Consider the following 16,746-nt stretch of genomic DNA (forward strand, 5'->3'; position numbering starts at 1 on the left):
AAGCTTTACGGTTTGCGCCGGCCGGGCGAAAAGTGCGCATGAACCACACGCATCTGCATAGCCGGCGCCCACGCAGCGACATGGCCCGGGAGATCGGCACTCGGATCCGCGAGAGACGGGATGTGCTAGGCCTTACTGTTGCCGAGGTCAGCCGGGCGCTTGGCCTCAGCAACGGGGCGGTTTCGCAATATGAGACTGGTCGTGCCGCTCCGAAGCAGGAGAAGATTGAGGCGCTCGCCGAGGTGCTGGGCACGTCGCCAGAGTGGCTCATGACCGGGCATGAGCCGGAGCACCTTGGCTATGCACAGAACGCAGCCGAAATTCGCATGCTGGCCCTCATGAGAAGAATCCCCGCGCGACTACACCCCATCGTACTTGCGGCGGTGAAAGGTATCGCTGATGCGGAACCTCCGCGTGGAGGCCAAATGGCACGCCCGAGCCGCAGTAACCGCTCGCCTTCTTGAGTGCTCCGCCAATTGCACTGTGATGCGCACTGGCGAACCCTTTGCTAACCGCATGGCGCCGGCCGGGCAGCAGTCACATGCGCCGGACAATATCGGCCGGGGCCACGTGGCATCAGGTTCTCTTTGAAACACGTAGCGTCCTTGTGTCGCGGATGGCCTTGAAGGCCAGGACAATCTGGTCGCTGAAAGCAGGGCTGAACTGTCCCCGCGGGGACCGGTCATCGAGCGTGTAAGAGGTCTCAAGAATGTCGTAATTCACCTCGTCCACGATCACCCATAACGGGAAGCGGGTATCAAGCTTGGCTCTGCGGGCTTCCGTTTCCGGAATAAGGACAGCCTGACGCCCTGCGGCTGGCTCCTTGCTGGTGATTGGCAGGAGGAAGAGATGATGCTTGCCGTTCCGGTCGATGGCGACCACGACCACGCAGCTTGGGCGCCTCTTGCGCCCTTCCGTCTCGCCGCGTGCATCCTGCCATTTCCAGAGATAATGGTAATCGATGACCTGGCCAACGCGCGGAAAGTCATCGGCCATTCAGGTAGTCCGCGATGCCCTCATCGCACAGGGCACCGATATCCTCGGGCATATCGCCGACATCAAGTGCCATCTGGCTGCCCGCTGGGGGGCGGGTGAGATTGGCGTATTGCTCCATCGACATGACGATGAACCGTGGCTTGCGGTGTTTGGTGATTGCAACGGGGGCGACAGCTGCCGCTTCAAAGAGATCCCCCGTGTTGCGGGTAAGGTCGCCCGCTGCGAACTGCTTCATAAGCCTATCCTCTCGCGATAGAATATTGTGAATATACAGATAATCTTAATATTCCGCAAGCGTGGAGGGTGGTGCGGCGCCCATCGTCCGCAGTCACAAACCGCCCAGAAATATTAGCGGTGTCATCCACCGCCTGGAGCAAATCACGTGACAGCCGATAATTCGAATACGGTGCCCACCTTGGCCTCTTTGTCCCAGGGCCAGCTCCACATCATCGCCGTGCTTCAACAGCATGGGCAGGTCCTGGCCGAAATCCATCAGATGGTAAGCCCGCCGGAGACCCGCGACGAGCCGACTCTGCGTGACATTTTAGGGCGTATGGCGGACGCGCTCGATCGGCAGATCAATGCGCTCGAGGCATTAACCGAGCAGGTCACACGGATCGAGATCGGCGCGTCGAAGCGCGAGGCCGCCGAATGATCACCTACCGTAAGCTTACAGCCGCCGGCGCTGGCAAGTTGATCGTCGCATATCTCCGTGAGCATCAGCTCGCGCCGGATAAGGACGCACGGTTCGAAAGGGACCGGAGCGATGTGGAGACTGGGGATCGCCTGAACACTTATTACACCGGTCGGGACGGAAAGGGCGCCTGGGGGCCGAATCTTGGAACCCGGATCACTGAGGCCCTTGGGATCGACGTCGGGAAGATCCCAACGGATGAAGCATTGGCCCGTCTGTTCGAATGCAAGAGGGCAGACACCGGTGCGGAGTGGGCGGGCGCTCATGCAACGAGAACCATCTCGGGTTTCGATTTCACCGCGTCCCCCGATAAGTCTGTCACGCTGGCGGCTGAGTTCGCTGCCACCAAGGCAGAGCAGGCTCTGATCTGGCTGGCGATCCACAAGGCGAATGACCGGGCTATGGCATTCATTGCCAAGGAAGTCGGCGTTGCCCGACGCGGCAAAGGTGGAATGTCCTATGTGGAGGCAGGTGAAGTCGCCTGGGTCTCCTTTCGCCATTATACGGCCCGACCAGCCATGAAGATCCAGGACGGCCCGAACGGCGCAACTGCGGCCGTGGAGATCCCTGTGCCGGGAGACCCGCAAGCGCATATCCACAACATCATGCTCAACGCCGTTGCGACCGAGAGCGGACATCTGGGCTCCCTCGATAGCGCGCGGATCACGAAGACGACCTCGTTCATGTTCGGCGCCTATTTCCAGGCCGAACTGGCGCGGGAGTTGCGGGGTCTTGGCATCCAGGTGAGCGTGGACAAGAAGGGACGGGCGATCGTCATCGACGGTATTCCCCAGGAGGCGAAGGAGCTCTTCTCAAAGCGCAACAAGCAGGCGTCGCAGATGGCGAAAGCGTACGCGAAGCGCCAGGGGCTCGACTGGAATGAGATGAGCGCCGCGCAGAAATTCTCCATCCTCCACACGGCAAATCTCGCCTATCGCTCGAAAAAATACGACGGATCGAACGATCGCGAGATCTGGCGCGAGCAGGCGACCGAGATCGGGTGGCACCATGAGACTGTGCTGACAGACGCCGCTTACGGAGAACGGAGCGACGCACAGCGCTTCGACATGGCATATGGCATTGCGGCGGACTTGCTCGCCAAAGAATTTGCGACCGCGGCGGTGATCGACCGCGACGCTTTTCGTACCCATGCCGCACACGGGCTCATCGCAGCAGGCATTCGTGAACCTGAGGACGTCGAGCGGGTGGCGGACTTGATCGAGGCACGGGGCATCCAGATCGACGGGAAGCACGTTGCTTTCATCAAAGAAGAGCAGGAAGGGCGTGTCCGTGTCGCCACGACGGAGCAGCTCCGGGTGGAGAAGGAAATGGCGCGGCTCGCTGCGGTCTCATCGAGGACGCGGGCTGGCGCGCTCTCCGAAGCAGCCCTCGCGGCCGCGATCGAGCGATCTGGGCTCGATTTCGATCGGGAGCCCGAGCACGGCCGGGCCCAGCTTGCTGCGATAAGATGTCTGGGTCTGGCCGGAGGGCTCGCCTTTCTGACGGGCGTGGCAGGTGCCGGCAAAACGACGCTTCTGCGTCCTCTCGTCGACGCATGGCATTCGGACGGCCGTCGCGTCGTTGGAACTGCCATTGCGTGGCGGCAGGCCGAGGCCCTGAAGGACGCCGGGATCACTGAGTGCTACGCGCTTTCCCCGCTGCTCAAGCGGATGGCCTCGGGCGAACTGGTCCTCGGAAAAGATAGCGTTCTGGTGATCGATGAAGTGAGCCAGGTATCGCCCCGGCAGCACCTGCAACTCCTGGAGTTTCAACAGGAGCAGGGCTTCGCGCTGCGTATGCTGGGCGATCGCGAGCAGGGCCAGGCCATCGAGGCCGGCGACGGAGTCGAACTCATGATGCGCGTTCTGCCGGCGGAAGCTCGGGCGGAACTGCTTAGTACGGTGCGCCAGAAGTCGGCTCGGGGGCGCGAGATCGCCGGGCATTTCCGGTCCTCGGGTCGGGACTTGTCCAAGACAGAGGATGAACAGCGGCAGGCTGACACCGCTCGCGCGCGGGCGGCAATCGACATGAAGCGCGAGGACGGCACGATACGCCTGGTCGGCGGCGATCATGACCAGGTCGTCGCGCATATCGCGGACCTCTACTTGCGCCGCCGGGATATCCTCATTCAGGCCGGTATGACGCGCGGTATCACCATGTCCGCGCCGACAAACGAGGACGTCATGGATTTGAGCCGTGCTGTTCGCGAGAGGTTGCGTGCGCGAGGTGAGATTGGCCGCGAGGAGATCGTCAGGGCGGCTATCGATCAGCGCGGCGAGATATACGATCTGCCAATTTCCGTAGGTGACCGGCTCCGCCTCTTCAGCAGAACTCACGCACAGGTCGCGACGCATCGAGGCGCGAGGTGGCGTGAGTTAGGATCCAATGGTGACTTCGTGACGGTCAAGGGATGGTCAGACGAGGGGATCGTGTTGGAGAACGCCAAGGGACGGGTGGGATTGGTGCCGTGGTCCCGCCTGGCCGATAAGGAGTCCGGGCGGCTGCGCCTTGGCTTTGGCCACGCGATGACCCACGATTCCGCACAGGGGATCACCTCGGACGAGCACGTAAACGCGATGCCGCGCGGGTCGGCCGGGGTCACAGGCTTTACCACCTATGTGGGCGAAAGTCGGCACGTCTATGCGTGCTGGACCGTGGTCGCGGAAGGTGCTCTGAGGGAAGCCGAAACATGGGCCCGACCGCTTGGTGATATTCGCCCCATCACGACGGAAGACCTTTATACCCGTCTGGCCGCGGATATGGGACGCCACCCATACAAGTCCCTCGCCGTCGATCTGGCAAAGGCTGATCTGGCAGCCGATGAGCAGACGGCGCGCTGGATCCGGCAGTCCCATGAGAACGAACGCGCGCAACAGCGTGGGCAGGAACCTGGGCGCCAGATCAGACGCGAGATTGACGAGCGTCCGGTTCACGGGATCAAACCCGAGCAGTGGGATGACGTCAGTCGAAAGCTACGGAAGGCTGGCTTCGCCACCCAGGCGGCTCTGGACGCCGCTCGCCGATTGAACGAGAGGCCGCTTCGATCCGCAAACCGTGGCCCGAACAACGCTCCCCCGCCGCCTTCGCCGGCGCACTCACATCCGGACCGCGATAGGGGGGCCGCCTCCAGGGTTCCATCGGCCGACCGCGACCTTTAGGCTCTCACGAGGTCCAGCGAAGGGAGCGGAACATTGGCTGAAGGACGTAACCAGGTATTCTCACCGGCTGACGTGCACGAACTCGCAACATGGCTCTTCTGGCTTCGGGTCCGCTCAGTCGGCGTTGCCGCATGCAAAACCGAGGTGATTGAATCGCGTGGCGTCTCGCTTCTGAACCGAGAGAACCTCGAATTCGTCCTGCGCGCAGACGTGAATCAGAAAGTCGGGGAATGCCTTACCGATCCTGCCCACGCCCAGGACCTGGTGACGGCGGCTGCTTCTGAAGCTTACGCCTACTGTTCCGGAGACGCCAACTTGAACGGTATGGTCTACGCCGACGAGGCTATGGGCGGCCGTGATCTGTTCGCCGGGCGTTTCCCTTACCCAGACCTTCCCGTTGCGCCCATCAATATTGAAGTGGTGGGGGCCAGCATTCCCACAATGGGGCAACTGCTGGTGCGCACCCCGCTGCCGGCGGCTGTCGCCGTGCGGACGCCTGAGGTTCCTCCGCTCTTCTGGGTCCGGGACACCACGGCCGCCCTGGGGAAGGCATATCCGGTCCTGTTCATGAAAACCGGCGTGGCGCAGCTCGCGCAGGACCTCTGGTGCGTTCACGGGTATTGCAACATTCCTGTCCCCACCTTGGACTGGGGAGATCGGTTTTCGCTCGTGATTCCCAACGGCATGTTCTCATTGGAGCGGCATGTGTTCACGGGCGATGCCGGCATTATCGAAGCGCGCTACGACTGGCGCTGAATGCGCCGGCCGGGCCGCTATGAGTGACCTGACGAACGCAATCTCCGGGCGACGACACTGGCGGCGTTTCTGCCGCCTCGACTGTCGCTGGCCGAAGACGGGATGATGATCACTGCCTTCGGATTCTCCATCGGGAGTAGACGAACGTGCTTTTTGGTTTCCACCACGTCGAAGCCGAAGGCGCGCAGCCGGCGGCGGAGCGCCGCCGTCATCTTGCGATAGCCTCGCAGCATTCGCCGAAGTTCTGCGACGCGATCCACATCCTCCTTCATGCGGCGCCTGAGCGGTGCTTGTGCGTAACTCGCGCGTGAAGGTTGAGCGCGTGGACGATCCTGCCTTTCGCCGTCGCCTCCGACGCTCCCATGGCCATTTCAAAAGCGACCAGTTCGTGGCAGAGCGCCTCGTCGACCGAACGATCGAGCGGCTCCTTCGTCTCCGGCGTTTGCTCCGCCGGTTGGATCAGGTTTCGGAATAGCCCCGCAAATGGGTCTGGAGCAGGTCTGATTTCCTCCCCGTTGAGTGTGAGCAGGTCTTCCGCGTCCTGAAGAGGTGATGCATCCTCGCCGACGATGATGGCCAGGCGCGAATACAACGCCCTGAGACCGCCGGTGAGTCCCGGCAGGCGTTCCGGTTCGACAAGATCCGCCCCTGCCGCAAGATGACGGGCAACGCTCTCTACGACCGGAGATGAAGACGAGGCGAGGCGCTCAGGCACAGGGGGAAGCGTCGGGAAAACCCGGTTGACGCCTTCAGGGCGGACGCCGGCATAGAAGAGTCGTGCATAGATGCGTCGTCCGCGGAACAGGATGATGGCCTGCCCCTGCCTCAGTTTCTGGATGTCGCTCCACGACACCCTTTTTACCTCCCGGATATCGGCGCGCTGCTGGTCGGCGTAGAGACCCAACGGGGAAGAGTTGTCGTAACCTGGGAGCACCGTGACCGGCATTGTGCCCCCGGATTCCTCGATCCACTGCCGGGTCGGACCTGCGTCCTCGACGTTCATGAGGATCTTGAGTTTCGGGTTCCCCAGAAGGGGCACGGTAAAGTCGCGACCGAGGGTCGCATAAAGCGTGCCGACCTCTTGGAACGAGATGAGGAGGAAGACATTCAACTCTCGGCCGAGTGCCATCATGGAATCGATACCTCGGGTCGCGAACTGTCCGACTTCGTCCAGGACCATCGGATACGGCACTTTTGATGAGGATGGTCGGTTGGCAACGAGGTCCTCGTAGTCTCCCTCGATCGACGTACCCAATGCGGCGGCGAGCGCGTACCGAAGAGCGGTGATAACTGCTTTGCCGAGCGCGCGGTTCGTATCGGGATGATTTTCGAGAGACGGCAGAAGAACGACGAGAATTCGCCGATTGTATATTATGTCGCGGAAGTCGATGTCACCGACATTACAGCCGAAGACATGGCCGAGAGTCGACGACATCTGAGTGAACGTCTTGCCGAATCCGCCGACGACGTATGAGTGCTGCTCCCGAACCTTGTCCTGCTCGCTGACGTCTTTTTTGTCCGAAAAGCCGCCTGTCTCGCTGACGTAATCCCTTACCGGGTTGAGCAACGAAGTGGGGAAGTGTTCCGGGAGTATGGTCTCACACGCGACGCCCTGATCCGCATCGTAATAGCTGAAGCGCCTTTCGCTATACAGTAAGCGCAGCCGGTCAATATCGCTGAACATTGTCCGGACAGTCTCTGCGGTGATGGGAACGCCGAGATTGTCTCGGACCCACACGAAGACGTAGGCCATGCCCCGGATGAGCGATTCAGCACGGTTGCGGAAATGGTCTGAATTTCCGCCGCCACCCTTGCTTTCTTCAGGAACGAATAGCGTAAGAAACAGTTCGGTCATGCCCTCCGCATTGACCGATGCAAACATGTTCCAGGTATTTGTGCGCCGATCTCCGCCGGAAACCATCAGGTTGATGATCCGGACGTTCGCCTCCTGGCCCCAGCGCCGGGCCATTGCCATGATGGTAAAGGGGAGGTTGTTGCTCGCCTTGCCGTCGACGATCGTAAAGCCGGTGCCTTGAGCCAGAGCATTGCACAGCAGGCTATAAATCAGTTGGGTTTTGCCAGATCCGGTTGCGCCTGGCGCAACTCCATGCATCGTCAGGTCATTGCCGGACAGCCAGATTTGCTGGCCGGTGACTTCGTCCCAGCCGAGTAGCCAGTCTCCGGTAGGGGGGCCCGGAATCTCGACACCTGGTCTTTTCGGGTCGGGCACCGGGTTCCCGTAATCCTTCCTCCCGGCATTCGCCGGCAGCCGCAGCGGAAGCGTCACCGGCCTTGTCATGACGTAAGCGGCGTATGCAGCCGCCAACGGGAGTGTCAGTGTGGTTAAGGCGGGCACCACGGCCGTCAGGATCGCGAGTGCGACGAGGCCGACGGCGGAAAAGCTGGTAGTGAGAAGTTCACCGACATGCTGAGAGAGGCGTCGGGTGTCGCGATAGGACAGGCCACCCGCTTGCTCGTGAAAGTCCTGAGGGCCGTCTATCTGGCGGCGGATGACGGCCATCTTCTAGTCAAGTCCGAACGCTGCGTTCGGCCCTCCCGGGTTCGGCTGACCTGGCGGGACCTGACGGATTGTCGGCGGGGGAGTGTCCGTCGCGGCGTTTGGCCCCCGTATAGTCTCCCCTACGGTTCGACGAGCAAGCGATGCTGAGTCCGCGGAGCTACCGTCATGCGCAGAGCCCGTCGCCCAATGCCATGTCAGGCCGCACACAAGCGCAAAGAGACTGGCCGATACAAGAGTCCTCAGTCTTGGCGGCGCAAGCACGCGAGGCGGGTCTGTGCGTATCGTCGACGGCGGAACGGCCCAGTCGCCCGGGAGAGGAACAGCGGCGCTGCGGCCGTTCTCCCTCTCGACCGGCGAATGGGTGCGGTTCGGCGTCCGCTCGATTTTGACGATTGTCGCGTCGCCGTTCCGTTGGATGGTCACGACTGCTTCACTCGACGGGGCAAGAATAATCATAGACACCTCTCCGCTGTCAGAATTCCAGCGTAGAGACCCCGTTTGTAACCTCAGATTCTTCCCGTCCGCCCGGGGGCGGCAGGTGTCACCCCGCGACGCGCATGGCCTCGCCGGCAAGAGCGTCGAGAGTGATTACATGGTCGTCAGCCAGTCGCTGCAGGACGGCGTCGATCGCCAGCAGCGCGATCGCGGCAGGGACGTGGAAAAGACCGATCAGCCGATGACCTGTCAGACTGATTTCGTCCGGAACGATATGAAGGCCGAACCCGCTGCCGGCAGTGTCCTGCCGCCATAATTCCTCTGCCAGGCGAAGGAAGACGGGAAGGAACATATCCGGCTGGCTGATGCGCCATGACGGAATCGTCTCGAGGCCCGGTATGCCGGTTTCAAATCGATAGCCTCGCGCGTCGAGCATGATCTGAAGAGCACGCGCGAAATCGTCGGGATCGGTCATGCGTAGGCCCGCTTCTTCCTGGAGGGAAGACGGGGGCGTCGGGGGCCGCACACGATGACACGGAACATTCTCCAGGCAACCGGTAACGTCAGCCCTAGCCATGCGAGAACGGCGAAGAAGACCACTCCAGCTACAGCGGTTATCAGCGTCCACAGACGCATGTGGACAAGGAAGAGAAGCATCGGAGCCATTGCCCGAGCATCGACAATGAACAGCCGAACGGGGTCGGCCGAGAAGCGCCACATTTAGGAGTTACCGCCGGAAGCGAGTGCGTTTGTTCCCTCAGGCATTTCATTGCTCCTGTTGCATTGCTGCCGCTGCCACGGCTTCGGAAATCCGGCCGGCTTGGAACGCCTTCGTTATCGCCTGCTCAAATGTCTGGCCGTGTTTGTGTACAGCTTCGCGTGTCAGCCGCGGCCACTGGTCACGAGGGGCGTCAAGCAGCGTGTTGCGGATGGCGCGGTTCACGGGCAGGAACTCACGGATCGGCGTTCGCTTCCCATCAGTAGATGGCAGCAACCTCTGGTTCACCAGCAGCCGGAGGTTTTCCACGAAGGAGATGGTAAGATTGTCGCGCTGGTCCCCTGGACAGAGAGCGGCGACGCGACGGATGGTGGATTGGCAGTCGAATGTGTGCAGCGAGGACGTCAGGCGGTGCCCTGAAATGGCTGCCTGAATAGCACTCTCCATCGTGTCGCTGTCGCGGCACTCACCCACTACAATGTCAGTGGGCTCGCGGCGCATGGCTGCGCGGATGAACTCTCCAAACGTCGCAACATCGCGGGGAACCTGGCATTGCGAGATTGTCGAGTTCCTGCGTTCAACCAGATCGTAGAGAAGTTCGAGCGGTTGCGATCCCTCGATTATGTCACAGTGGATGCCGGGATCTTCCAGGCGTGCCCGGTTCACTCCACCCATCAGGGTCGTCTTGCCGGACCCCGTGGCGCCGCAAATAAGGTACATTCCCCGGTCTCCAGCGAGTGCCTCCATCAATGCCGGCTCGACGTCCTGTTCGGACAGCGGCCGCGGTATGTCGGCGAGCGGTCGGAAGGTCATCGAGATACCGGTCTCCGAGCCGACCTGAGTACCGATGGCATTCAGCCGGAAGGAGTGCCGTCGCGAACGTCGATCGAGACGGATTGTGTGGCTCAGATCCAGGGGCGTGCCCTTGCGGAGTTCAGCGACGCCGGTCGCGGATCGAAAGACGTGGGTGACCGCATCCTCCACATCGAGCGGAAGGCTCGCGTCGCGGGTAACCTGCCGGTTTCGGCCATGCACCCGTATTGTAACAGGCATCTTCGTTTGGATTTCGATGCGCGAGGCCTCTTCCGTCGCGCACCACACAAGGAAACGGTCCAGATTCTCGCTTCGCAGGTGGCTTCCGTCCTCGGGCCAGTAATTGTCTTCACCCATCGCCGCGCTTCCTCTGGGGCCCCTCAACGACCCTGATGACCCGGCGATGCGCACGGATGAGCGACTGCGGGAGTTCGGCGCGGGCACGTTTGGCTCCTCCGCCGCGTAGCGCCGTCATGTAGGCCTGTATGGGCGTTCGGAGAGACGCAGGGGCTGCTGATACGTCATAGCCAAAATAGACGTCGAACCTCGCGGCCTGGTCCAGTTGAGGGAGTACGGTGACCATCGCCGCGTCAAGATGCGTATCACCCAGGTTGTACCGGCGGACCACCCATTCCCTAAGCTCGAGGGCGGCCGTCCTGGCGGTGATGAACAGAATCATGAGGTCGGTCGGCGGAGGGGGAGGCGTGATCATGGCTGGTCTAGTGCGTGGAGGATTGACGTGAAATCCGGCTGGACGAGCGGGCTTCCCGCTCGACACTCTGCGCCCCAGTGCGCGATGGCGGCGGCTGCCTCAGCGCATGGTGCGATAGTCATGTCATGAGCCGGCCGGCCGTCCCGGGGATAGGAGGCAGCCGCAAGGACCAGCCACAGGTTGCGATCCACGAGCTGCACAGAGGCAAAGATGCCCGGGTTCACGACGCCGGAGCGGAGGCGTGCTTGTTGCATGAGCGAGAGCAAGGCGGGCCGCGTCCAGGCATGCTTGCCTATCAATGCGAGCGCTGTTGGGAACCTCTCCTTCGAGAGGCGCCGATCAATAGACCGGACATACCGTGCGGGCAGCGTCGCGAATGCCGTCGGGGCTCCCTTCAGCCGTGGGTTCGACAGCGCCCTCGATAGCTCCTCAAGGGCCGCCAAAGCTTCATCCTTTCTCCGCTGGTCAAAAAGGGCGAACACGAGGAACAACGTCCGCTCTATCGGCGAGAATGACGTCAAGCTTTTCAGTTCGTGACCCAACTGCGACCTGAGGGCCAGGCTGCCTTTGATGAATCGCTCATGTCGCGTCTCTCCCGTCATGTGCCGCTCGCGCCATTCAGAGGCACGTAGTGCCGGGTCCATCGGGCGTAGCGGCTGGTTCGCCGGCGCGGGCTCAGTGAGCTTGGTGCCGCGCCCGATCCACGCCAATCCAAGCGGGTGGATCCGTGCAAGGGCGGCCTGCATGCCATCAAGACCGAAGCGTCGACGGTAGCGCTCGCGGGGAGCGCGCGTGAGGCACAGGAAAGCAAGAGCAACAATAACGGGAATGGCGACCCAGCGTAAAACGGACCCGGTAATGGTGCACAGTGTCCAGAGCGTTCGGGCGGAGACATGTTCCGGATCTGCGTCGCGGAGGTGCTCCCGCAAGGGATCAAATTGGTGCGTGAAGGCTCCGATGGCCTCCAGTTCCAGCGCCTGCACCGCCAGTATGGCGGTGGCCATCTGGGTATGGAATTTCCACCACAGAAAGAAGGAGAGCAGCGCAGTGCCGATCGTCATCCCGACGAACAGGCTGCTCAGGCGCTCAGGATCGAGGGTTCGTGTGCCCGCGTCAGGGGAGAAGGGCTTCATTGCGCGTCTTCCGTCACACGCCAATGCGCCCGGTTCGCGTCGAGGCCTGGCTGCATTCGAATTTTCACGTCGTCATTGCTGAGGCGCATGATGTCGTGCCCACCCTCGACGTCTACATGCCGGTAGCTGATCTCGGGCGGCGCAACCTTTCCGGCACGGAGTAAGAGTCGGTAGCGGGCCATTCCCATCACGTCACGTTCGAGGCGGCCGAGATCCGCGAGGAAGATATCGACGGCCTGCCGTTCGCCTGAGGCCCAACCGTAAGCGAGCCCGGTTTTCCAGATTTCCACCTCGTGCGGCGTGCGCGGACGCAGAACGTCGGGAGGGGGGGCGACGGCGCCGACGGTGCGGACAAGCCACGTCCTCCATTGGGGCACGGCGGAGACGAGGCGGGCTTCTCGCGTGATCTGGTAGACTGTTGCAGTTTCACGCGCCGTTTGGCCTGTCGGATCGAGAGCAAGTGCCATTTGCGCTTCAGTGACCACGGGCGGCCGAAGCAGCGTCTGCCCGTTGCCGGCGGGAAGTACGAGCGTGCGGAAATCGATCTTCCGATCGAGGATAGGCGCGTAGCGGCGGAGCATCTCGTTGATTGCGAATGACTCTGCTGCTCGGCCGCCCTGTGCGCCGGCTGCCCATGCTGCCTGACGAACGGCCTCGTCCCGGTCGTGGCCCTCCTCCTTTTTTGGAGAGTAACCGGGCCGGATGGCCATCAGCGCTTCAAGGGATGGCGGCCGATCGACGTCCGGAATATCGGGAGCTTCGGAAGCTCCCGCGATCGGCGTGTCGATCGCGTTGGCAGCCGCAGGCACCGTGGCCGGGATCTGAGGCACCGGGCTCTCGACGGGACCGTCGCTCTGCGCGGAAGCGTGCGCGGGATACGCGCAAAGGGATGCAATGAATAAGCCAACAGCGGGACGGAGTGCTTCACGCATGCCAAATCACCCTAAGAGTATGGTTGGGGACGTCCACCTCGATTACTGCGCGTCCGGCAGACGCGGCGGCGATTTCGTCCAGTAGACCGCCAATCGTTGTGTCCTCACGGTCAATCCGGACGGTCGGCACAGCGGATGCCGCAGGAATGTCGGCTTGATAGCCCAGTCGGTTTGCGATCATGAGGACTGCTCGATCGACCGGACCGCTCCAGTGCCAGTTCATTGGGCGGTTCATCTCAGCCGGGAGAACAGAGCCCGCCCGCACCATAGGAAATCGTACAGCCCCGATCTGGTCGAACGAGTTGAGAATGTGGGCCATTCCTTGGTCGACCGTAGGTGTGGGCTCGCTTTCGCGCGGAGCGCACGCCGAAATCGACAGAATGAGGAGTAAGGAGATGGGAGAAAGGGAGCGTGGTTCGCTGCGTCGCATGACGTCAAGATGGAGCATGTGATTGTGACTGCGCGGCGATGGATGCGTTCCGCCATACCTTGCGCTGATAAGCCTGGTTGAGCTTCGGAGTGCGGGAATTGTAATTCCCTACGCGCCGCCAGAATTCTCCTGGCTCGGCCGGCGTATGACCGTCAAGTTCGCGGGCGAGGATCCATGCGCCGACATGGAGATTCAAGCACCCGTCGTTGATGAGTTCGTCCCGGGTGATCCCGAAATGAGCGAGTTCCGCGAGATGGGTTGAGTTCACCTGCGCCGGCCCCATGTCGTACGAGCCGTTTGGATTACGGGAGATGCGTCCAACCGCGCCCCCCTCTGTCAGCAGGATAGCGCGGAACAGGACTTCCGGAATGTGATACTGGGCTGCGGCGCGGGTAACGCAGGTGGAAAGGACTCCAGGCAGCGGCCTCGCGGGCGGAGGAGCTTCGTGTTGATGCGGCTGCCCCCCATGGCCGCCGGCACCTGCCCATGCGAGAATCCACGCGCCGGCGGCGATGTTCATGCAAACGTCGTCCCGAACCAGTGTTGGGTCGAACCCTGCGTGTTCGAGAATAGGTAACCAGCCGGGATCGATGCGCATCACGCCGATCCCCCTTTGTCCGGAGTTTTCCACTACGTGGGCGATGATGGCACTCGGCACATGATATGCGTCGGCGGCGACGGCAGCGCATGGCGGGAGATCCGTCATTGTACGTCCGTCAGGTCGAAGTGATACTGGTAAATCAAACGCAGGATCAGGAGCTCGTCGAGTACATCGGGAAAGTACCCCAGCGCACTCTCGTCGGACGCTGGCCGAAAGTCGTAGAGCCGCGATCTGCCTCTTCGCTGAACCAGTTCCATGCCGACGCTCTCGCCGGCAAGGCGGGGGGATTGCAATTGCACCGCCAGAAGTTCGGCGTTTGGGCACTCGCGTTCAAGTAGATCCGTCAGGGGCTCAAAATGCCAGCCGATTGGATTCGAGGGTCTCGAAATCATAACGAATAGCGTGGCCTCGTGGGCCGCCATAATCCCTCTGAAGCGCGCGATGCGCCGCGCAAAGGACTCTCGGGTCGAGGCGGAGGTCAGGTCGGCATGGGGAAACATGTCGGACAGGCCGAAACGATCTCGATAGGTGGGGTGGGCCTGCCCGGCCGGTGGCATGAAATCTCGGAAGTCCGTCTCGAGGACGTGCAATATCATCCCCGGCGTCGAGAAGATCCAGTCGAACGGCAACGCATATCGCCTGAGCTCGGCGGCGCGGAGAATGCCTGCCGTGAGACAGTGAGTCCCGAGGGGTACGATGTGGCGCACCTTCCTGCCGTTAATCGAGCGTGTACCGTAATCCGGCATTTTGCCTGAGCGCCGATGCTGATACCGCGTCAGCGACGTCCGCATGGAAAGAAGCCATGCGGGCGTGAAATCATATGTCCCGCGCTTCACCTGCGCCCCGGGCTCGCGGTGGATGGCGTTGCTTCTCATTCGGCGCTGCAGAGATGGAGGGAGCTGAAGCCGTAATCGCCATACCAAAGTTGTTCGATGTTCATGTCGGTTGTGCCGGGTGGACAGCTGTAGCCACCGGTAACGGGATTTGGACGATTATACCCTGTGTACCGGAGTGTCGTTGTCGGGACGTAGGTCGATATCTGCGCGGGAGGAATTTGCCATGTCCCATTCAGGCACGACAGCAGACGGCCGGAGCCGTCCGCTTTTGCGGCAATGGTACCATTGGGTCCGCATGAATTGCCCGGCCAGGCGTTGCCTCCGTCGGTGCCGAGTCTGACGGAAGTGAACGTGGCGTGGTCGGCCTGAAGATCCGCGTTCGTTCCGTCGTAATGTTGCATTGACACGGAGCCAGGGGTCTCAACGGCAGCGTTGGTGGTGTCGCCGTAGAAGCACGCTCCGCTGACCCATAATCCGCACCCGGGATTGAGGACGCTGGCGTGGTCTTGAATGTCGACGTGATCACCGACTTTTACATACCCGTAATTGGTGATGATATTGCTTTGGTTGCCACCGGTCCCGGTGGCAATGGTCCCCTCGAAATAGCCGTCCTTCGCATGCAGGCCCCCGCCCCAGCCGGCAGGAAGTCCGGCATACGGATCAAGGCCGTTGACCCCGATGTTACGCGTGAAATAACCGGTGTCGGCACCGATATTCGCCGGGGTGCCGTCGTAGTGCTGCATGTAGACGGTCCCGGGCGTTCGCACCGCAGCGTCGTTGTCATCGCCGTAGAGATAGGCCGACCCGACTTTTACACCGCCATAGCCACCATTCGGGTTGCCGGCGTTGAAGACGCCGCGAGTTGCGTTGACGTTGTTGGCGTCGTTGATGTCGTTCCCACCCATATCCAGCGAGGCTCGCATTGTGTTCAGTTCAGGATGTCCAGCGACTGAATCGCGATAAAGGTAATCCGTGGTCTCGCTCGATGCGTTTGCCCCGACGAGGATGCCGTACAGATGGCCTGGGCCTGGATTTGGCAATCCAGCAAGAGGCAATTGCCAGGAGCCGCTTGCTCCATAGGCATTTGAGGAATTCATGGAGCCGAACATTCCGTCCTCGGGCACGAAGCCGCCCTGCGCGCCCGTCAGGGACGCGATCGCAACGGCGGATTGGCCGGTCAGTGTGATCCCGTCGGAACTCTCGACGATTGCGTCGAGGGTTTTACTTTCAGGTTGGCGAACGTAGATTTGCCAGTTCTGACGGTATGGATTGACGGTGGTGAAGCCGGACGGCAGGTCGCCGTCGGCAATCAGAGCTGAGATGTCGATCGGCGACGTTCCTCCTACGGGAACAGTGCTCGCGAGATCAGATCCGTGCTTGTCGATGTAGAGCTGGGCGGCCTTCAGGAGCGCCTGGAACTGTCCGGCTGTGGTGGCATTCACAGCCTGCGTGGTGCCGTTCTCGATCATGCCGAAGTAGCGCGGGAGAATTGTGAGTGTGATGAGCGTCGCAATCATCACGCCAATAAGGGAGCTCATCGGTAGCCGGTTCCCGAGAGGCTTACGACAGACACAGCGTCTCCCACTGGCGCGGAAACAGGAAGCAATCCCATGTTGCCGGCGGAAGGAGTCGTCCATCGATCGCCGAGTGAAGTGCCGATACTCATGTCGCCGTTCGTTATGTGGATGGCGGCGGCAATCTGATCTGACGTCAGTTCCATCCACGCTTCGATGGTGACTGATTGGTCGTTGCGCACGATCTGATTTCCTGCGCTGGAGAGATCAAATCCATTACTGCCGAGGCCGAGCTGACCGAGAGTAATCGAGCCGGTAGCGCTCGGGTGGTCCTCGAGATATTTGAGCAGCGCCGCCTTGTACGCGAGCCACGCCTGTGCCGCAGCAGCGCCGCTACCCGAGGATAGCGGCGTGTTCTGGTTCTGCACCACATGGAGGCTCAGCATCGAACTCGTCACGGTTACAATAAGCCACATCGCGAGGAGGATGAACGGCAT

At 61.6% G+C, this 16,746-nt stretch carries 19 protein-coding genes; 4 read left to right on the forward strand and 15 right to left on the reverse strand.

Annotated features, from left to right (window positions below):
* The first annotated feature begins 38 nt into the window (after window positions 1–38).
* Window positions 39–464 (forward strand): helix-turn-helix domain-containing protein, encoded by a 426-nt coding sequence (locus HLH25_RS08705; protein ID WP_182973684.1) that lies wholly within the window; start codon window positions 39–41, stop codon window positions 462–464.
* A 112-nt stretch (window positions 465–576) separates the two neighbouring features.
* Here the strand turns inward: HLH25_RS08705 and HLH25_RS08710 are convergent, their stop codons facing one another.
* Both HLH25_RS08710 and HLH25_RS08715 read right to left on the reverse strand, forming a co-directional pair.
* Window positions 577–996 (reverse strand): hypothetical protein, encoded by a 420-nt coding sequence (locus tag HLH25_RS08710; protein ID WP_182973685.1) that lies wholly within the window; start codon window positions 994–996, stop codon window positions 577–579.
* Entirely contained in the window at window positions 986–1,231 is a 246-nt protein-coding gene (locus tag HLH25_RS08715; RefSeq protein ID WP_182973686.1) for a type II toxin-antitoxin system Phd/YefM family antitoxin, read from the reverse strand. Before HLH25_RS08715 ends, HLH25_RS08710 begins: the two co-directional genes overlap by 11 nt.
* Before the next feature lie 147 nt (window positions 1,232–1,378).
* Between HLH25_RS08715 and HLH25_RS08720 the strand changes: the two genes are divergently transcribed.
* Genes HLH25_RS08720 through HLH25_RS08730 form a run of 3 tightly spaced genes read left to right on the forward strand, consistent with a single transcriptional unit; the run spans window position 1,379 to window position 5,604 of the window.
* Complete coding sequence (locus tag HLH25_RS08720; RefSeq protein WP_182973687.1) at window positions 1,379–1,651, forward strand: hypothetical protein; 273 nt, start codon at window positions 1,379–1,381, stop codon at window positions 1,649–1,651.
* Window positions 1,648–4,848: a MobF family relaxase gene (gene mobF / locus HLH25_RS08725; protein WP_182973688.1), complete on the forward strand. Its 3,201-nt coding sequence runs from the start codon at window positions 1,648–1,650 to the stop codon at window positions 4,846–4,848. The genes HLH25_RS08720 and mobF overlap by 4 nt, the downstream gene beginning before the upstream one ends.
* Before the next feature lie 33 nt (window positions 4,849–4,881).
* Entirely contained in the window at window positions 4,882–5,604 is a 723-nt protein-coding gene (locus HLH25_RS08730) for a hypothetical protein (RefSeq protein WP_182973689.1), read from the forward strand.
* Window positions 5,605–5,621: 17 nt separating this feature from the next.
* On the opposite strand, the gene HLH25_RS08735 is transcribed toward HLH25_RS08730, so the two are convergent.
* The 13 genes from HLH25_RS08735 to pilM all read right to left on the reverse strand — a co-directional run bounded on the left by HLH25_RS08735 (window position 5,622) and on the right by pilM (window position 16,746).
* Window positions 5,622–5,876 carry a hypothetical protein gene (locus HLH25_RS08735; RefSeq protein ID WP_182973690.1) on the reverse strand — a complete coding sequence of 85 codons (255 nt, stop codon included), beginning with the start codon at window positions 5,874–5,876 and terminating at the stop codon, window positions 5,622–5,624.
* Window positions 5,873–8,125 carry a type IV secretory system conjugative DNA transfer family protein gene (locus tag HLH25_RS08740; RefSeq protein WP_182973691.1) on the reverse strand — a complete coding sequence of 751 codons (2,253 nt, stop codon included), beginning with the start codon at window positions 8,123–8,125 and terminating at the stop codon, window positions 5,873–5,875. Before HLH25_RS08740 ends, HLH25_RS08735 begins: the two co-directional genes overlap by 4 nt.
* A gap of 541 nt (window positions 8,126–8,666) precedes the next feature.
* Window positions 8,667–9,035 carry a hypothetical protein gene (locus tag HLH25_RS08745; protein WP_182973692.1) on the reverse strand — a complete coding sequence of 123 codons (369 nt, stop codon included), beginning with the start codon at window positions 9,033–9,035 and terminating at the stop codon, window positions 8,667–8,669.
* Complete coding sequence (gene icmT, locus HLH25_RS19990; protein WP_220791739.1) at window positions 9,032–9,280, reverse strand: IcmT/TraK family protein; 249 nt, start codon at window positions 9,278–9,280, stop codon at window positions 9,032–9,034. Before icmT ends, HLH25_RS08745 begins: the two co-directional genes overlap by 4 nt.
* Before the next feature lie 46 nt (window positions 9,281–9,326).
* Window positions 9,327–10,448, reverse strand: coding sequence for a type IV pilus twitching motility protein PilT (locus HLH25_RS08750; protein ID WP_182973693.1), 1,122 nt, complete (start codon window positions 10,446–10,448; stop codon window positions 9,327–9,329).
* Entirely contained in the window at window positions 10,441–10,803 is a 363-nt protein-coding gene (locus HLH25_RS08755) for a hypothetical protein (protein WP_182973694.1), read from the reverse strand. The genes HLH25_RS08750 and HLH25_RS08755 overlap by 8 nt, the downstream gene beginning before the upstream one ends.
* On the reverse strand, window positions 10,800–11,936 hold the full coding sequence (locus HLH25_RS08760; RefSeq protein ID WP_182973695.1) for a secretion/conjugation apparatus DotM-related subunit: 1,137 nt from the start codon (window positions 11,934–11,936) through the stop codon (window positions 10,800–10,802). The genes HLH25_RS08755 and HLH25_RS08760 overlap by 4 nt, the downstream gene beginning before the upstream one ends.
* Window positions 11,933–12,868 carry a type IV secretory system conjugative DNA transfer family protein gene (locus tag HLH25_RS08765; RefSeq protein ID WP_182973696.1) on the reverse strand — a complete coding sequence of 312 codons (936 nt, stop codon included), beginning with the start codon at window positions 12,866–12,868 and terminating at the stop codon, window positions 11,933–11,935. The genes HLH25_RS08760 and HLH25_RS08765 overlap by 4 nt, the downstream gene beginning before the upstream one ends.
* Window positions 12,861–13,316: a DotD/TraH family lipoprotein gene (locus HLH25_RS08770; RefSeq protein ID WP_343065492.1), complete on the reverse strand. Its 456-nt coding sequence runs from the start codon at window positions 13,314–13,316 to the stop codon at window positions 12,861–12,863. The genes HLH25_RS08765 and HLH25_RS08770 overlap by 8 nt, the downstream gene beginning before the upstream one ends.
* On the reverse strand, window positions 13,303–14,004 hold the full coding sequence (locus HLH25_RS08775; RefSeq protein ID WP_182973697.1) for a lytic transglycosylase domain-containing protein: 702 nt from the start codon (window positions 14,002–14,004) through the stop codon (window positions 13,303–13,305). The genes HLH25_RS08770 and HLH25_RS08775 overlap by 14 nt, the downstream gene beginning before the upstream one ends.
* On the reverse strand, window positions 14,001–14,774 hold the full coding sequence (locus tag HLH25_RS08780; RefSeq protein ID WP_182973698.1) for a DUF1796 family putative cysteine peptidase: 774 nt from the start codon (window positions 14,772–14,774) through the stop codon (window positions 14,001–14,003). Before HLH25_RS08780 ends, HLH25_RS08775 begins: the two co-directional genes overlap by 4 nt.
* Window positions 14,771–16,273 (reverse strand): shufflon system plasmid conjugative transfer pilus tip adhesin PilV, encoded by a 1,503-nt coding sequence (gene pilV, locus HLH25_RS08785; RefSeq protein WP_182973699.1) that lies wholly within the window; start codon window positions 16,271–16,273, stop codon window positions 14,771–14,773. Before pilV ends, HLH25_RS08780 begins: the two co-directional genes overlap by 4 nt.
* On the reverse strand, window positions 16,270–16,746 hold the full coding sequence (gene pilM / locus HLH25_RS08790; RefSeq protein ID WP_182973700.1) for a type IV pilus biogenesis protein PilM: 477 nt from the start codon (window positions 16,744–16,746) through the stop codon (window positions 16,270–16,272). Before pilM ends, pilV begins: the two co-directional genes overlap by 4 nt.

The organism is Gluconacetobacter dulcium, assembly GCF_014174165.1.
GTDB classification, from domain to species: domain Bacteria; phylum Pseudomonadota; class Alphaproteobacteria; order Acetobacterales; family Acetobacteraceae; genus Gluconacetobacter; species Gluconacetobacter dulcium.

What these genes read in the sequence shown, in the direction of transcription:
- HLH25_RS08705 (WP_182973684.1), top strand. Translation starts at nt 39, where the DNA reads ATGAACCACACGCATCTGCATAGCCGGCGCCCACGCAGCGACATGGCC.
- HLH25_RS08710 (WP_182973685.1), bottom strand. Translation starts at nt 996, where the DNA reads ATGGCCGATGACTTTCCGCGCGTTGGCCAGGTCATCGATTACCATTAT.
- HLH25_RS08715 (WP_182973686.1), bottom strand. Translation starts at nt 1,231, where the DNA reads ATGAAGCAGTTCGCAGCGGGCGACCTTACCCGCAACACGGGGGATCTC.
- mobF (WP_182973688.1), top strand. Translation starts at nt 1,648, where the DNA reads ATGATCACCTACCGTAAGCTTACAGCCGCCGGCGCTGGCAAGTTGATC.
- HLH25_RS08735 (WP_182973690.1), bottom strand. Translation starts at nt 5,876, where the DNA reads ATGAAGGAGGATGTGGATCGCGTCGCAGAACTTCGGCGAATGCTGCGA.
- HLH25_RS08740 (WP_182973691.1), bottom strand. Translation starts at nt 8,125, where the DNA reads ATGGCCGTCATCCGCCGCCAGATAGACGGCCCTCAGGACTTTCACGAG.
- HLH25_RS08745 (WP_182973692.1), bottom strand. Translation starts at nt 9,035, where the DNA reads ATGACCGATCCCGACGATTTCGCGCGTGCTCTTCAGATCATGCTCGAC.
- icmT (WP_220791739.1), bottom strand. Translation starts at nt 9,280, where the DNA reads ATGTGGCGCTTCTCGGCCGACCCCGTTCGGCTGTTCATTGTCGATGCT.
- HLH25_RS08750 (WP_182973693.1), bottom strand. Translation starts at nt 10,448, where the DNA reads ATGGGTGAAGACAATTACTGGCCCGAGGACGGAAGCCACCTGCGAAGC.
- HLH25_RS08755 (WP_182973694.1), bottom strand. Translation starts at nt 10,803, where the DNA reads ATGATCACGCCTCCCCCTCCGCCGACCGACCTCATGATTCTGTTCATC.
- HLH25_RS08760 (WP_182973695.1), bottom strand. Translation starts at nt 11,936, where the DNA reads ATGAAGCCCTTCTCCCCTGACGCGGGCACACGAACCCTCGATCCTGAG.
- HLH25_RS08765 (WP_182973696.1), bottom strand. Translation starts at nt 12,868, where the DNA reads ATGCGTGAAGCACTCCGTCCCGCTGTTGGCTTATTCATTGCATCCCTT.
- HLH25_RS08770 (WP_343065492.1), bottom strand. Translation starts at nt 13,316, where the DNA reads ATGCTCCATCTTGACGTCATGCGACGCAGCGAACCACGCTCCCTTTCT.
- HLH25_RS08775 (WP_182973697.1), bottom strand. Translation starts at nt 14,004, where the DNA reads ATGACGGATCTCCCGCCATGCGCTGCCGTCGCCGCCGACGCATATCAT.
- HLH25_RS08780 (WP_182973698.1), bottom strand. Translation starts at nt 14,774, where the DNA reads ATGAGAAGCAACGCCATCCACCGCGAGCCCGGGGCGCAGGTGAAGCGC.
- pilV (WP_182973699.1), bottom strand. Translation starts at nt 16,273, where the DNA reads ATGAGCTCCCTTATTGGCGTGATGATTGCGACGCTCATCACACTCACA.
- pilM (WP_182973700.1), bottom strand. Translation starts at nt 16,746, where the DNA reads ATGCCGTTCATCCTCCTCGCGATGTGGCTTATTGTAACCGTGACGAGT.